A 14,998-nucleotide genomic window follows, 5' to 3' on the forward strand; every position below is an offset into this window, starting at 1 on the left:
GCACAATATATGCACGATATAGAATATATACGCAAAAACCCTAAAGGATTTGAAAAGGCAATGAAAAGCAGGGGGATAAGAGAGTTTACTGCAAAAGAGGTATTAGAAATTGATCACGAGAAAAGGTCATTAACCACTAAATTGCAAGATTTAAATAGGCAGCGCAATGAAATCACAGAGGAAATAAAGAAGCTTAAAATGAGCAAGAGCCCTTGTGAAGAGCAAATAGAGTTGTCAAAAGACATCACGAATGAGATAGAGGCAATTAGCTTAAAAGAGCAAGCAGAAAAGGATAAGTTAGTGAATGTTTTATCTAACTTGCCAAATATTTCTGCGCAAGATGTGCCAATAGGCGCAGATGAGAACTCTAATTTAGAGGTGAGAAGATATGGAGGAAAAAGACAGTTTGATTTTACAGCAAAATCTCATTATGAACTCGGAGAAAAATTAAATTTGATGGACTTCGAACAAGCGGCAAGAATTTCCGGATCAAGATTTGCGATATTAAAAGGACAGTTAGCTAAGCTTGGACGAGCGCTAATAAATTTTATGCTTGAAATGCATGTTAATGAATTTGGCTATACTGAGGTGTACCACCCGACTTTGGTGAAAAACGAGGCGATGTATAACGTTGGTCAGCTACCAAAATTTTCTGATGACTCATATTTAACTACCGATGAATTAAGATTAATTCCCACAAGTGAAGTGGTTTTAACAAATTTAGTTGCTGACAAAATAATGGAAGAAAAAGAACTGCCTATTCGCTTTACTGCATATTCGGAGTGCTTTCGTAAAGAAGCAGGTAGTGCAGGTCGCGATACCAGGGGCATGATAAGGCAACACCAATTTGGTAAAGTGGAGTTGGTAAGCATCACAACTGAAGACCAATCAAATGATGAGCTTGAGCGTATGACGAGTGTTGCTGAAGAGATATTAAAAAAATTAGAATTGCCATACAGAGTAATGCTGCTTTGCAGTGGCGATATGGGTTTTGCTGCACAAAGGACTTATGACATAGAGGTATGGTTACCTGGGCAAAATAAATATAGAGAAATATCAAGCTGCTCAAATTGTGGTGCATTTCAAGCAAGAAGGATGAACGCTAAATACTCTTCAGAAACTGATAAAAAGATAAAAAAATATGTTCACACTTTAAACGGCTCAGCTTTAGCTATAGGAAGAACGATTATTGCCATAATGGAGAATTATCAAAATTCCGACGGATCGATTACAATACCAAACGTGTTGCAAAAATACATGAGTAATGATACTGTTATAAGCAAATAATAATTTTGACATATAGAAAAGCGAGGAAATAAAGATGAAGGTTCTGGTTATAGGTTCTGGTGGACGTGAGCACGCTCTACTTTGGGCTCTAAAAAAATCTCCTATCTTGACTGAGTTATATGTAACTCCTGGTCGCCCGGCAATGGAAAATTTGGGAGTTCTTGTGGATGTAAATATTCAAAATTCAGTGGATGTTACACAATTTTGCAAGAGAGAAAATATAGAGTTGGTTGTTATTGGTCCAGAACAACCAATAATTGATGGGCTTGCTGATGATTTAGTTGCAGAGGGAATAAATGTTTTTGCTCCGAGTCAAGCAACTGCAAAGCTTGAGGGATCAAAGTCTTTCACCAAGGGACTATGCAAGCGATATGGCATACCAACTGCCAAGTATGAGTGTTTTGTTGATGAAGGATTAGCTAAAGATTTTGTACGTAGCAATAAAATAAAGTTTCCACTTGTAGTGAAAGCAAATGGAATTGCGGCAGGGAAAGGCGTGATGATATGTTGCGCAGAAAACGAAGCTTTTTCAGCAATAGATTCAATGCTAGTGGAGAAAAATTTTGGTGAGTCAGGCGAAGAAATAATCATAGAAGAGTTTTTAATTGGAGAAGAAGTAAGTTTTTTTGCTCTTGTTGATGGGTTGAAAGTAGTAACTCTTGGGTGTGCAAAAGATTATAAGAGAGTTGATGAAAGTAATGAAAGCCAAAATACTGGAGGCATGGGATCGTACTCATCACCTTCAATTATAAGTAAGGACATGGAGCAAAAAATTATCCAAAAAATAATATACCCTACAGCTCAAGCATTGGTTAACATGGGTACGCCTTATAAGGGAGTACTCTTTGCTGGTTTAATGATTTGCAGAGATGGTCCAAAACTTCTCGAGTATAACGTTAGATTCGGTGATCCAGAAACGCAATCTATATTACCTAGATTTGATTCAAATTGCGATTTGTTAAAATTGATGTTGTCAGCTGCAGAAGGAAAGTTAAATGTCAAAATGGTGGAGCTTAATAACAAATCTACAATTTGTGTAGTTGTTGCAAGTAAAGGCTATCCGGGTGATTATCAAAAGGGAGAAGTAATTAAGGGATTAGATAAAATTGAAAGCATTCCTGGTATATTGGTGTTTCATGCTGGTACTAAATTAGATGAGAGTGGTAATTGGGTTTCAGATGGCGGAAGAGTGCTAAATATAGTAGCAGAAGGGAGCACTATAGAGGAAGCCAAAAGTAAGGTGTACTCAGCATTAAATTTTTTAGAATGGCCAGGGGGTTTCTTCAGATATGATATTGGTAGTTAATGTTAGCTGTCGGTTAGCGGGTGGCTCACAGAAACGAAAAACTTCCTTGACAAACTCCGCCAGCGCCCTTATCATGAAACTGAAGCTATTGTATTTGCTTTCGCCAATCTGCAGATTAAAAGGTAAGGATTACTTAATGTATCGGCGTCTTATGTTCAATTTTTTGCAGTATATAGATACTGTATGTCTTTACAAAACTTCATCTACATCTAGATTTTTATCTAAATAAGCTGAACGCGCTTATAAAGCGTTACAAGACATCAAAAAATGCCAATACTCGACAGAGATAGTAAAAGACTAGCTAACTCGGGGATTCTTTGTCTTTTTTTCTGCTTAGTAAATTTCTTAAACATTTGCAGCGTAGGTTAGTTGCAATTAAAAGCAGCTGAATCTCGCTTGTCAAGCGTTTAAAACATAAAAAACGCCAATATTTTAAAGCGGATAATAACCACGGGGCTTCTTTTGCCTTTTTTTTCATTTGGTAAATTTCTTAAATATTTATAGCTAAACGACAACCGTCATCCCGCTACGTGTTAGCGGATGAGATACCGTGACGGTATGACGTAGAATTGCTGTCATCCCGCTACTTGTTAGCGGCTGAGATACCGCGAATGAATCGCGGGAAACCTTTCTTGGGTTAGTTATAGACAGAAAATGCAAGAATTTCAGAATGATCTGCCTGGTTTTTTATCTAAGTAATACCACTCCCTTTAGCCTCTCTATATTTGCTGAACAACTAAAAAGGGGAGGGGAGTGGCTATAAAATAGTTACACTACATGAACTCATCAGGTGAGTGATAATGATCTGATAAGTGATCTCTAACATCGTGACCTAACTTATCCACATCAGGTTTAAGCAAAGAAAGATTGTCATCGGATTGTTCTTCTGATAAGTTAAGCAAAGAAAGATTGTCATCAGATTGTTCTTCCTCTTTAGACCCAAATAACCATGAAAAGAATGACGAGATAGAATCAATAATGGATTTAATTGCTGAAAAAATATTGGATAAGAAGTTACTGGGTTGCTGAGTATCCTCTTCGGGTTCTTTTCCTTCTGTATGATCTACTTCATCCACATCTTGTTCAGGTTTACTTCTGCTTATAAGTATCTTATCTAACCAGTCGGACATATTCTTGTCTGGATTATGAAAATACATTTGACTTATCTCCTTATTTTCATCAATAGAAATTACTACAGTTGTATTCTGACTTAATTGCCCTTCATTAATGAGCGATTCATGAGAGTTCTTAATGTCTTTGATAAATTGAAGTTTTTCTTCTTCTGCTGAAAGATAACCATTGTGTTGTATATCATAATTGGTTCCTTTATATTTAAATTGAAACATCCATCCACGGTCGTTATATTCATCTACACCCATCTGCTTGCAAATAGCTTTATAATTTTTTTCTTCTACCTCAAGCCCAATTGCATTTGCCATCAGCTGACTATTTACCTGGTCCAATTCCCTTACTTTTGTTGGGGAAAACTTGAATTGAAATACGTGACCCAATTCATGGGCTAAAACATTATCCATATAAGCATTTTTATAGCACATCAGGCTTTCTTCAGATGCCATTCCCCCAGAATTATCAATCATACTCTGATGTCCAGCAAATCTCGGAATTAGAGCACCATATTTCCTATAATCATCTTTATTATTAAAAATATAGATCTGTACAGCTCCTGGTCTATCAATACAAAACTTTGCTTTATATGCATCATAAGCACTTTGGATATCCATTTTTACTTGATCTTGCTCGCGTTGTGATAGGCTATCAAAATTTATGGTGAAATCTAGATCTTTACACCTATAGTTGAATTGATTAGGCAGCACATCTTGTAATCCTGCGTATTTTGTATTCTCATCAAAGTTTCTTGATTGTGCAGTTTTATATAAATTATTATAGTATGTAATAGAGTTTCCGTTAGGCAACTTAGGTATCTGTGCGATCGTTCTTCCATAGTTATCGTAGAAAGAAATGTCAGAATTACCAATCCTAAAATCCGTTATAGATTGCCCACAAGTACCATCGTTTGCACAATCGTGATGGTCAGTCTTCTTATAAGACCATGCGTTGATGTATTTTCCCATTTTGATACCTCACTACCAAACCTTGCTATATTATTATCTTGGTAAAAATCATAATAATTCGTTAACTTGTATTTTAAATCTGTATATCAAATGTACTTTTCTCATAAAGTGCCAATTGTGAAGCTAATGAATTTTATTTGTTTAAAATTTTGCTGAAATAGCTCTTTTTATACTATGTTTTATATAGCTAAACTGACTTAGATTTACCGACAATTTGAAAAACGACAAATTCGTCATTCCGCTACTAGTTAGCGGAATCTATACCGCGAATGAATCGCGGTATGACGTAGGAAAACCTTGCTTCTTATATTATGTGATTTTATTTTCCATAATATATATTATGTAATTTTCGATACTAATAAAACTATTTCCCAACCTTTCAAACAGCAACTTGTTGAACCTCCAGATTAGCACTTAAGAGAAAGTGTTAAAGTATCTCTTTAAGTATTATATATTAATATCTTGCCGAGTAAGAACTTGCAGTAACTCATCTCCTGATACTTCTGTTAAAATGTCAGGTATACGTATATAAGCTCTGTCATTGATTGCTTCCCTTAACTGGAAATGTACTATCTGTAATCTTTGATTTACCATATACTTACCTAACATAAAAACTTAAGCTTAATTATTCCATATTTTAACAAAAAAATCAACCGGAGTGGCATCACATATCACATACACTCAAACAAGAAAAGGCGCTCAGGTATTCATCTTTTTTTTCAACAACTAATATTCTTGTTTTTTTAAGCACTCTATCTATATTCAATCCTTTGCCTTCTTCTCAATATACCTACATATCAGAATGGACAATTCATATAGAATCAGCATAGGTATTGCAAGCCCTACTTGGCTTAATACATCAGGTGGAGTTAAGATTGCAGCAATAATAAAAATTACCACTATTGCAATTCTGCGTTTATTTGACAAACTTTGTGTAGTGAGTAACCCTACTCTCACCATCAATGTGAGTATTACTGGAATTTGAAATGCAGTGCCAAATGCAAACATAAATTGGAGAACGAGGTCTAAATATTCGCTAACTGATGGCATAAACTCTATTGGTATACCGAAAGATTTCCCACTATGTTCAAAAGTGATGAAAAACTTCCAGGCTAAAGGAAATATATAGTAATAGACTACAGTAGCTCCCGTTACAAATAAAACCGGTGTTGCAATTAAGTATGGCAACAACACTGCCCTTTCACTTTTATATAACCCAGGTGCTAAGAACATATAAAATTGCCATGCAAACACAGGAAAAGAAAACAAAAGTGCGCTCATTATTGCAACTTGGAGATACACAAAAAATGCCTCTGTTAAGTCTGTGTAAATTAAAGAAAAACCTTTGCTACCTTTTGTTGCTTCTATTAAAGGTGCAAGTAAAAAACGGTATATATTTTCCTTAAAGTAGTAACAAAAACCAAAAGCAACGCAAAAAAATAGAAAGCAAAAGATAACTCTTTTTCTGAGTTCCGCAAAGTGCTCATAAAAAGAGGCATATTTGTTCGAGTTTTCATTCATACTTTACTATGGCTCAATAATGCTATGTCTAACATTCTCAGCGAAAAAGCCCACTCATTGTCATACCACGCTGCAACTCTACAGATGTTGCCTGTAACATATGTACCAGTTGAATCCACAATTGCACTATAAGGGTTATGCACAAAGTCTATTGAAACTAAAGGTTCCGCACATACAGAAAGCACATTGCTTGCTGCATCCTTAAACATTTCATTTATTTCTTTAACGGTCGCTTTCTTATCAGTCGTAAATGTAAAATCAACCATAGAAACATTGCTAACTGGAACTCTGACGGCAGTGCCATCTAGCTTTCCCTTTAATTCAGGAATTACAGAACCGATTGTTTTTGCTGCCCCGGTTGTAGTTGGCACCATAGATAGTCCGCAAGCCCTTGCCCTGCGCAAATCTTTATGATTACCATCAAGAACATTTTGATCATTCGTGTAGGCATGTATAGTAGTCATAAAACCGCTTTTTATACCTAGATTGGAGTGTAGAACCTGCACAATTAGAGCCAGGCAATTTGTAGTGCAAGAACCTGCTGATATCACTTTATGCTCTTTTTCGAGCATATCGTTATTCACACCGTAAACTATAGTGACATCAGCATCCGGAACTGGAGCAGAGACAATTACTTTCTCTGCATTGTGCCTTATTGCTTCTTCACGCTTGTTAAATGCACCAGTACATTCAAGTATTACATCAACATTCCAAGGAATATTTTCAGGGCTCCGTTCTCTATATAAAGAAAATTTTCTGCCATTTATAGATAGCCAATTTTGAGACTCATTAAAATCAATATCACCACTGAATTTGCCATGAACAGAATCATATTTAATCAAATGTGCATGCTGCTCAGCACCGAGCGATCCGTTCACTGCTACAACTTCTATCTGCTTGCTATATTTTTCCACTTCATGGATAGCGCGCAGAACACTTCTTCCTATTCTACCCAGACCATTAATTCCTACACGAATCGTCATCTCTTCATTCAAAAAATTTAATTATAGAGGATATCGCTTGATATTTCATTCTATTCTTTTGACTGCTAATTGGCATTTTATTCCTTAATATATTAATTATTTATCTTGATTGGATAACTATAGTACTATATTATTTCACTAAAATATTTAAATATTAATGGTAATTATTATGGATTTAAAAAAATTAAAAAACTTACAACAAGATTTGCTTGGAATAATTTTTCTCATAGTTGCACAAGCTAGTGAAGAAGAAGTAAGAGATATGCAAGATCGAGCATTAAAGATTATCGATGAATTAAGAGATCATATTAATGATGATATAGAAATTAATGATAATCTGAGAATGACAATTTTAGACTGCATTGTCTCTTGTGATAGTCAAAATGGTGTAAGGTTAAATAACAGATCGTTGTTAGACTTAGAAGATGCTGTAAAAAGTATCGGAGGGAAAACTTCACAAGAGTTAGGGCGAGTACGTGAGGTTTCACAACAGGAACAAGCTACGATGTTGTTTAGAGAAATTATGGAGTCTAGGGCAGAACTTATAGCATCTATGCAAGAAGAAAGACGAAATAGAATTTTAGGACAATGGTCAGGAATAGATATATGTCGTGGAGTACTTGCAATATCCGCTGTAATGACATACCCAGAAACTCGTCTGGGAGAATCAGAAGTAGGTAACATTGTTACGGCAACACTTGGAGGATTGCTGTCCATACCATACCTTGTATTATCACGGCAACTGAGATACTCAGACTCCATGGATATTACAACATCAAGAGAAATAGCACAAAGGTTAGTACACTCAATAAGTGAACCAATGGCTGGATTATCAGCAGCTTTAGCAGGAGGCATGGTAATTTTAGGTTTCAGCATAACTAGAAGAGCAATTGGAATAAATGTGGGATTTCAAGAATCATTAAGATCTGGTCTGATAGCTGCAGCCGGAGCAGGAATTGGTGCTGCATTGTCAACGGCTTTGGTGAGAAGGGCGCTTGCTCCTGTCTCTACAAATTTGGAAGATGTTGCAACTGAACAACCAAATATGCAAGAACAGAACAGATAGCTCTCCCCTACCCTTCTGTATACAAAATAGCAAGTCATAAAACCTTGCTATTTTGTTACTTAAAAAAAATACTTCCCCTTTTTAGAGAACTGCATATAATAGATTTGACATTGCAGTGCATTATACAAACAAAATTCCCAATACTATAACCTACAGGAGGCTTTATGAATAAGAAATTTCTCTATTCACCATTGTCAATAAAAAGTATAGGAGAAAACGGTGTATTTTCTGGTTATGCTAGCGTTTTTAATATAGTTGATAAACAAAATGACCTGATCTTACCTGGGGCATTTAAGGAAAATTTAAACAGAAATAAAATAAAACTCCTTTGGCAGCACAATCCAGGTGAACCTATAGGTAGTATCATAGATATTTATGAGAATGATGTTGGTCTATATATAATTGCACATTTACTTTTGGGTATTCAGAAAGCAGAAGAAGTGTATTTGATGCTCAAAACTGGAGCAATTAACGGACTTTCCATCGGCTATATACCTATAGAGTATGATGTTGATCATAAAAGCGGAGCTAGAGTGTTAAAACAAGTGGAATTATGGGAAGTCAGTCTGGTCACTTTTCCTGCAAACTTGGCTGCTCAGGTAATCAATGTGAAAAATCAGAACAATGAACAGGAAATGTTAGCAAGAGCGATAGGAAAAGCAAATGCTGTACTTACAGACATGTGTATTTCTGCTTAAAGTGTATTAGGCGGGCAAAGACTTTACCATAATTTGACGCCTGCGTTAGTATTTATTTAACATTTATACTAATATATATAACTTTATTACTGTTAAAATTTTCTGTAAATTAAAGTTAAAAAATAAGGTAATTTTATGCTAAATATTAATAATACAGTTAATTATAAAATTAATGTTAAACGAAAGGAAAAAAAATACAGCTGGTCTACTGTATTTGCTTGGTTGTACTTAAAAACAATTGGACGAATACTACCAAAGAAATGGAACAAATGGGCAGAAAATATTCTATATTACGATAAAGCTACTGGAAGTAATGAAATTCGGACTGATGATCCTGAAATAACAGATGAAAGTGCTCAAATTGAACCTGAGATTGCAGAAAAAGGGAGTCAAAGTGAAGTAATAAGTAAGGATGAAACTACATTTCAAGATACGACAATGCAGACCGAATACATTGAAACAACGGATAAAAATATTGAAGCTGATTTAGAATCTGAAGTTGCAGAAAAAGGGAGCCAGAGTGAAGTAATAAGCGAGAATGGAGAGGTTCAAGAAGATGAAGAATATTTAGAGAATTTTACAGTGTTGTCAGAAAGTGATAGTACTGTAGAAAAAATAGATAGCATTTTATTGGAGGTAGGTAAAATTGGAAAAGAACATGAGCACCTTGGCGCTGATCTAAAGAAGCTTATGGATGAGTTCGGAGCACAGGGCATAAATAGTACACATGATCAGTTAATAAGTACCATTAAAGATGGAGATAAGGGAATTCTTAATGAACAAAATTTGGTTGCTCAGGAAAGTGAAGTTCTTAAAGAGAAGGTACAAGAATTTATTGATATTTTAACAAATTCAGAATCTGTACTGGGTAGTACTTTTAGTGTATCATTTCAGGAAAAGGAAGAAGAAATTAGCAAGCTAGCAGGTGAATTAAAGCAAGCTCAAGAAAAAAATGCAGAATTAGAAGGCAAAGTTGGGAATTTAGATCATGAAATAGGAAGGCAGAAATCAGATATAGACAGATTGAATGATCAATTAGCTGGAATGGAGGAATTGAGAATACAATTGAAAAGCACTCAGGAATCTAAGCAACAATTAGAGAAAGAAAAGATTGATTTAGAAGATAAATTGAAAGATTTAAATAGTCAATTAAGAACTGCAGTAAAAGAGAGAGAAGACTCAAAAAATGAGGTTTCTAAATTACAAAAACAGGTGCAGATCTTAGAAGGAAGTAAAGAATGGGAGTTAGCTGGAATAGATGATAGCTTAAAGAAAGTTTTTTTGGATGTGATAGGAATGTTAGAAAAAGAGCTATTAATAAATAATCAAGAGCAACGACTACAGGGAAAAAAAGTTGACTTAGAAGATAAATTAAAAATTTTAATCAGTCAGCTAAATGCTACTGAAGAAGAAAAGCAGATCTTAGAAGGGAATAAAGCTGAAGAAATAGAAAGACTAAAGGCAGAATTAAAGAAAGAGTCAGATGAAGCGTTACAAGAAAAGCTTGCAGAACAAGAGAAGTTGATTGAGCAGCTAAAAAAGGAACAGAAGCAAGTAGAAAGCCAATTGGAAGCTGATATTAAGAGACTACAGGAAGAAAAAAGGGATCAGTTAACTGAAATAGATAGCTTAAAGGGAAATTTGTCAATTGTGGAAGAACAGTTAAAGCAACAACAACTGTTAAATAATCAAGAACAACAAAAGTTGGAAGAAAAGTTAAAGGGTGTTGATAAAAGGTTAGAAGATATTGATGGAGAAACTAAAAAATCACAAGAACAAACAAAAGCTCACAAGCCAGATGCAGTGAGTTTGGTAAGCACAGTATCTACTGGAAAATCAACTACTAGCTCTAGTAGATCAACCCTTTCAAAATTGCGGAACTTGCCCAATAAGCTTTTTGGGGATAAGAATCTCAATAACTTTTTATCTAGGAAAAACGAGGAGTTAAAAAAAGGTTTTCCTGAATTTAAAGAAAAGCACTTTTGCCATAACGTGCTTGATGAAACCATAAAATCTCTATCAAATAAAAATAGTGGAAAATTTGAAAGTAAAGAATTACTTAAATTATTAGAAAGTAATTTAAAACAATCCGCAAGGGAGATCATAGAAGCCAAGGTTAAAGAAGTTGTCAACAAACATTGTAACATTGGAGAAAATGTAGGTAAAGAACCACGAGATGGCACGTTAAAAGCCAAGTTGTCACCTTCTGTTAGAAAATGCGTAAAAAAATTAGAATTTAACAAACAAGAAGAAGGGGTAAATAAGATTGTAGACTCTATCTTGCACAGCTTTAATAGCAAAAATAATAATAATAACGACTCAGGAGAATTACTTAAAGAAATTGTCGTGAAAGAATTAGCAGAGGCTAAAATGAAGTCTTTTTCAAGTGAGATTCAAAAGTTACAGCTAGTATCAAGCATAAGAGATAAATTTTTATCTCCAGATCAGAAAATGTGTAGCCGAATTCCAGGGAAAGAAAATATGTACAAACTCAGTACTGAAGTTATCAACAAGATAAGAGGACCTCATTCCTCGATGAGTTCCCCTAATATTGCAAGCATACATTCATTGAGAGCCGGAAAGCAGTTAGAGTATGCTCTTAGCATAAAGCACCAGCTCCTCTTTTGTTAAAGTGTAGGAGCTGTCTTCCCAATGTTGCCTGAGCAACTCTAAGTTTTTACCTAAACTTTTTCCTGGCTGGTGACCTATATTTATCAAATCATCGCCAGATAAAGGAAATTTTGGAATATTGAATGTATCAGCAAATGAAATGTATTTGTCAATATTTTCTCCAGACTCAACACCACAAATTTTTATTAAATTACAATATAGTTCTCTACCAAATAAAGATATGTACTTTTTTTGCTCTTTTTCTGAGAGTTCTGTTTTGATATCGTTGGATAGTAAAAATAGCAGCTTTTTCTTTTGCTTGTTTGAAAGACGTAAAAATTTGCTTACATATTCTCCAAGACTTAGCCTGTCATTTTTTTTAGTGGTCCTAAGGAGTAACGCTAATTTTACTAGTGCATCAGTGCCCAAAAGAAGTGGCGAAGACAGAATTTCGCATTTTACTTCTTTTGGGATAATCTTTTGCAAAACATCAGATTCTTGCATGCTCTTAAGTGTTGGAAAAGGATCATTGCACTCCAGCAATTTAAGTATTTCATCTCTTATTCTCTCTCCAGAGAGGTTTTGGATCATATGCGAATGCTTTTTGCATACGCTTAGTATTTCATCACTCAAATCTCCGACACATATTTTTGCATGAAAACGAAATGCTCTTAAAATACGTAGATAGTCTTCTTTAATTCTATCTTCAGCGTTGCCTATAAAGTTTAACCTTCGCGCCTTTAAATCCTCGATACCACCAAAGTAATCATATATATGGCCATGCTTATCTGCATATAGAGCGTTAAATGTAAAGTCGCGCCTTGAAGCATCCGCTTGCCAATTATTAGTAAATTCTACTTTTGCATGCCTGCCATCACATTTCACATCATGCCTTAGTGTTGTGATCTCAAAAGATCTTTGATTTAGAACCGCAGTTATAGTCCCATGTTTTAAGCCAGTTGGAATAGTTTTTATATTACGGAGTTTTAGCGCTTTAATCGTTTGATTGGGAGGCAAATTAGTAGCTAAATCGATGTCGTGGACATCACGTTGCAAAATTGAGTCTCTCACACACCCGCCGACAAGCCTAGCCTCACCACCAAATTCCTCTATGGCATCAATAATTAAACTAGTTTCATGGTCAACTTGCATTTAGGTTAGTACGTACTGCAAGTTCATATTATATGAAATGCTTGCAAAAAGCCCCATATAAAAATATATAGGGCTATAAAGATTTTACAGGTGTGGTTGTTGATGAAATGCTTTTTCTATTCTTGGTTCCTCCATACCACATCTTGGTAAATTTGAAGGGTTTTGCTTCTCAGAGCGCTCTATGCGCTGCTTTATATCACTAACGCACTGCCCTACAACATCACAAATTTTTCCATCAGCATTTTCTGCCAATAACTCATCAAATCTCTTCTCAACCTCTGCTCTCTCAGAGATATCCTTTGAAAGGTTACAATACTCTAAGATCTCGTCTACCTGAAGTTTTTTTGCTAATAGGAAATCTTCTTGTTCTTGCTCTTGTTTAAGTTTAGCTTCCTCTTGTAATTGTTTTGCTAAACTTTTATTTCTATCAAGCAACGGTTCGAAATGCAATCCGCCTTTGTTTATTACATGCACAATACTACTATCATCATAATCAACTTTATTGTATTCACCTGCATTTTTTGAACCTGAATTGTCTATTAATTGATGCAAAAACCGATCTTGTTGGATGTCAATAGCACGCAATGGGTTACTCTCTACAACATGCAATTTCACACCATACTTTTCACAAAGTATTCTGCCTTCAATGTCAGAATCACCCCATCTACTGTTGTTCATGATATTTGCTGTATAATCACTTACAGTCTCATTACGGCGCTGGCCATTGTTATCATAACTATTGGCAATTGCATCTATAAACCATTCTGGCGGATTCTTTTGCGCAAATTCCCTACAATCATTTCTTAATTTTTCGACAGTAACTTGCTCTCCTGTCTGTTGTTCTAGACTTTGTCTGAACGAGTCAAAAAAGCAGCTTCCATTACCAATTGCTTGCCCTACATAAAAATTGTCAGGGTAAGAATTACTATTTAAAGAAGTTACTTCACTTTCAACATTGTAAAAATCACTTAGTAGCTTCTGCTTCTGAGCTGTAGTCATGGTTTTACCTCAATTTAATATATATTACTATACCAACAAAATTGTAACTAATTAAGTATAGCAAAAATTCTTAAATTATGCAATAATTATGGCTTTAAATAGCAAATATGAGCTTTAACTGTGGTATAGTTGGGTTACCAAACATAGGAAAATCAACCTTATTTAATGCGCTTACAGAGTCAAGTGCAGCCGAAGCTGCAAATTATCCTTTCTGCACAATCGAGCCAAATATAGGCAAGATTTCGATAAAAGATCAGCGCTTGAAACAAATCGCAGCAATTGCCGGTTCAGAGAAGGTAATCTACAACCAATTAGAAGTTGTAGATATTGCAGGTCTGGTAAAGGGTGCGAGCAAAGGTGAAGGGCTCGGCAATAAATTTTTAAGCCATATCAGAGAAGTTGATGCCATCGTTCATCTGCTCAGGTGCTTTACGGATGACGATATTAGCCACGTACACAGTAAAATAGATCCAATATCAGATGCTGAAGTGGTAGAGATGGAATTAATCCTAGCTGATATTGATAGCATAGAAAAAAGGCTTCCTCAATTGGAAAAGAAAGCAAAGCAAGGTGATAAAGAGCTAAAGAGACAACTTGAATTAATGCAAGAGGTATTAGCTACTTTAAAATTAGGTAAACCTGCAAGAAGCTTGGAGAATATCGATGGAGATGAGATGAAGTCGCTTCAATTGCTCACAACAAAGCCCGTTATGTACGTTTGCAATGTTGAAGATACAAATGTTATAACTGGCAATGAATTATCTAAAAAGGTAGAGAGAATGGCGGAGGAAAATAAAAGCAAATTTTATTGCATTTCAGCAAAACTTGAAGCAGATATTGCAAATCTTGATAGTGAAGAGGAAAAACAGAGTTTTTTATCAGAATTTGGCTTACAAGAATCAGGCCTTGATGGAGTAGCGCGTATTATGTATGAAGTGCTGAGTATGATAACTTTCTTTACTGTGGGCCCCAAAGAAGCACGGGCATGGCCAGTAAAAATAGGATCAACAGCTGACAAAGCTGCAGGTGCAATCCACACTGATTTTGAGAAAGGCTTCATAAAAGCAGAAACTATAAGCTTTGCAGACTACATAAAGTATGGAAGTGAACCGGCTTGTAAAGACGCAGGAAAAATTCGCTTTGAAGGCAGAGATTATATCGTACAAGATGGTGATATAATGCACTTTAGGTTTAATGTGTAGCTTTCTGGGGAGAAGAAACTCTCCTTCTACAGTGTATCCGTTTAGGGGAGAGGTTTAAGAAACAATTGACCTTACCCAGAA

At 35.3% G+C, this 14,998-nt stretch carries 12 protein-coding genes; 6 read left to right on the forward strand and 6 right to left on the reverse strand.

Annotated elements, in window-relative coordinates; genetic code table 11:
- The first annotated feature begins 9 nt into the window (after positions 1 to 9).
- Both serS and purD read left to right on the forward strand, forming a co-directional pair.
- A complete protein-coding gene (serS, locus tag ACJZL1_RS01030) occupies positions 10 to 1,287 on the forward strand; it encodes a serine--tRNA ligase (protein ID WP_265026622.1) in 1,278 nt (425 codons plus the stop codon).
- Positions 1,288 to 1,321: 34 nt separating this feature from the next.
- The gene (gene purD / locus ACJZL1_RS01035; RefSeq protein WP_419247310.1) at positions 1,322 to 2,593 is read left to right on the forward strand and encodes a phosphoribosylamine--glycine ligase; all 1,272 of its coding nucleotides are present in this window, start codon (positions 1,322 to 1,324) and stop codon (positions 2,591 to 2,593) included.
- Positions 2,594 to 3,366: 773 nt separating this feature from the next.
- On the opposite strand, the gene ACJZL1_RS01040 is transcribed toward purD, so the two are convergent.
- The 4 genes from ACJZL1_RS01040 to gap all read right to left on the reverse strand — a co-directional run bounded on the left by ACJZL1_RS01040 (position 3,367) and on the right by gap (position 7,190).
- A complete protein-coding gene (locus ACJZL1_RS01040; RefSeq protein WP_419247311.1) occupies positions 3,367 to 4,686 on the reverse strand; it encodes a hypothetical protein in 1,320 nt (439 codons plus the stop codon).
- A gap of 447 nt (positions 4,687 to 5,133) precedes the next feature.
- Complete coding sequence (locus ACJZL1_RS01045; RefSeq protein ID WP_265025472.1) at positions 5,134 to 5,280, reverse strand: hypothetical protein; 147 nt, start codon at positions 5,278 to 5,280, stop codon at positions 5,134 to 5,136.
- A 168-nt stretch (positions 5,281 to 5,448) separates the two neighbouring features.
- On the reverse strand, positions 5,449 to 6,207 hold the full coding sequence (gene tatC, locus ACJZL1_RS01050) for a twin-arginine translocase subunit TatC (RefSeq protein ID WP_419247312.1): 759 nt from the start codon (positions 6,205 to 6,207) through the stop codon (positions 5,449 to 5,451).
- Positions 6,204 to 7,190 (reverse strand): type I glyceraldehyde-3-phosphate dehydrogenase, encoded by a 987-nt coding sequence (gene gap / locus ACJZL1_RS01055; RefSeq protein WP_265034330.1) that lies wholly within the window; start codon positions 7,188 to 7,190, stop codon positions 6,204 to 6,206. Before gap ends, tatC begins: the two co-directional genes overlap by 4 nt.
- A 157-nt stretch (positions 7,191 to 7,347) precedes the next feature.
- On the opposite strand from gap, the gene ACJZL1_RS01060 reads away from it, so the two are divergent.
- The 3 genes from ACJZL1_RS01060 to ACJZL1_RS01070 all read left to right on the forward strand — a co-directional run bounded on the left by ACJZL1_RS01060 (position 7,348) and on the right by ACJZL1_RS01070 (position 11,585).
- Positions 7,348 to 8,256 (forward strand): hypothetical protein, encoded by a 909-nt coding sequence (locus tag ACJZL1_RS01060; RefSeq protein WP_419247313.1) that lies wholly within the window; start codon positions 7,348 to 7,350, stop codon positions 8,254 to 8,256.
- A gap of 164 nt (positions 8,257 to 8,420) precedes the next feature.
- A complete protein-coding gene (locus ACJZL1_RS01065; protein ID WP_265025479.1) occupies positions 8,421 to 8,954 on the forward strand; it encodes an HK97 family phage prohead protease in 534 nt (177 codons plus the stop codon).
- Between the two features lie 135 nt (positions 8,955 to 9,089).
- Positions 9,090 to 11,585, forward strand: coding sequence for a hypothetical protein (locus ACJZL1_RS01070; RefSeq protein WP_419247314.1), 2,496 nt, complete (start codon positions 9,090 to 9,092; stop codon positions 11,583 to 11,585).
- Here the strand turns inward: ACJZL1_RS01070 and ACJZL1_RS01075 are convergent.
- Positions 11,541 to 12,716, reverse strand: a complete 1,176-nt coding sequence (locus tag ACJZL1_RS01075) for a CCA tRNA nucleotidyltransferase (protein ID WP_419247315.1) — start codon at positions 12,714 to 12,716, stop codon at positions 11,541 to 11,543. The two genes, ACJZL1_RS01070 and ACJZL1_RS01075, sit on opposite strands and share 45 nt — an antisense overlap.
- Before the next feature lie 84 nt (positions 12,717 to 12,800).
- Positions 12,801 to 13,715 carry a hypothetical protein gene (locus ACJZL1_RS01080; RefSeq protein WP_419247316.1) on the reverse strand — a complete coding sequence of 305 codons (915 nt, stop codon included), beginning with the start codon at positions 13,713 to 13,715 and terminating at the stop codon, positions 12,801 to 12,803.
- Between the two features lie 107 nt (positions 13,716 to 13,822).
- Between ACJZL1_RS01080 and ychF the strand changes: the two genes are divergently transcribed.
- Complete coding sequence (gene ychF / locus ACJZL1_RS01085; RefSeq protein WP_265034325.1) at positions 13,823 to 14,917, forward strand: redox-regulated ATPase YchF; 1,095 nt, start codon at positions 13,823 to 13,825, stop codon at positions 14,915 to 14,917.
- Positions 14,918 to 14,998: the final 81 nt, after the last annotated feature.

The organism is Wolbachia endosymbiont of Rhagoletis indifferens, assembly GCF_048537595.1.
Taxonomy (GTDB): Bacteria; Pseudomonadota; Alphaproteobacteria; order Rickettsiales; family Anaplasmataceae; genus Wolbachia.

Excerpts from the sequence above, each read along its gene's own strand:
- ACJZL1_RS01070 (WP_419247314.1), top strand. The coding sequence starts at position 9,090 with ATGCTAAATATTAATAATACAGTTAATTATAAAATTAATGTTAAACGA.
- ACJZL1_RS01065 (WP_265025479.1), top strand. The coding sequence starts at position 8,421 with ATGAATAAGAAATTTCTCTATTCACCATTGTCAATAAAAAGTATAGGA.
- ACJZL1_RS01060 (WP_419247313.1), top strand. The coding sequence starts at position 7,348 with ATGGTAATTATTATGGATTTAAAAAAATTAAAAAACTTACAACAAGAT.
- tatC (WP_419247312.1), bottom strand. The coding sequence starts at position 6,207 with ATGAATGAAAACTCGAACAAATATGCCTCTTTTTATGAGCACTTTGCG.
- gap (WP_265034330.1), bottom strand. The coding sequence starts at position 7,190 with ATGACGATTCGTGTAGGAATTAATGGTCTGGGTAGAATAGGAAGAAGT.
- ACJZL1_RS01080 (WP_419247316.1), bottom strand. The coding sequence starts at position 13,715 with ATGACTACAGCTCAGAAGCAGAAGCTACTAAGTGATTTTTACAATGTT.
- ACJZL1_RS01075 (WP_419247315.1), bottom strand. The coding sequence starts at position 12,716 with ATGCAAGTTGACCATGAAACTAGTTTAATTATTGATGCCATAGAGGAA.
- serS (WP_265026622.1), top strand. The coding sequence starts at position 10 with ATGCACGATATAGAATATATACGCAAAAACCCTAAAGGATTTGAAAAG.
- purD (WP_419247310.1), top strand. The coding sequence starts at position 1,322 with ATGAAGGTTCTGGTTATAGGTTCTGGTGGACGTGAGCACGCTCTACTT.
- ychF (WP_265034325.1), top strand. The coding sequence starts at position 13,823 with ATGAGCTTTAACTGTGGTATAGTTGGGTTACCAAACATAGGAAAATCA.
- ACJZL1_RS01045 (WP_265025472.1), bottom strand. The coding sequence starts at position 5,280 with ATGGTAAATCAAAGATTACAGATAGTACATTTCCAGTTAAGGGAAGCA.
- ACJZL1_RS01040 (WP_419247311.1), bottom strand. The coding sequence starts at position 4,686 with ATGGGAAAATACATCAACGCATGGTCTTATAAGAAGACTGACCATCAC.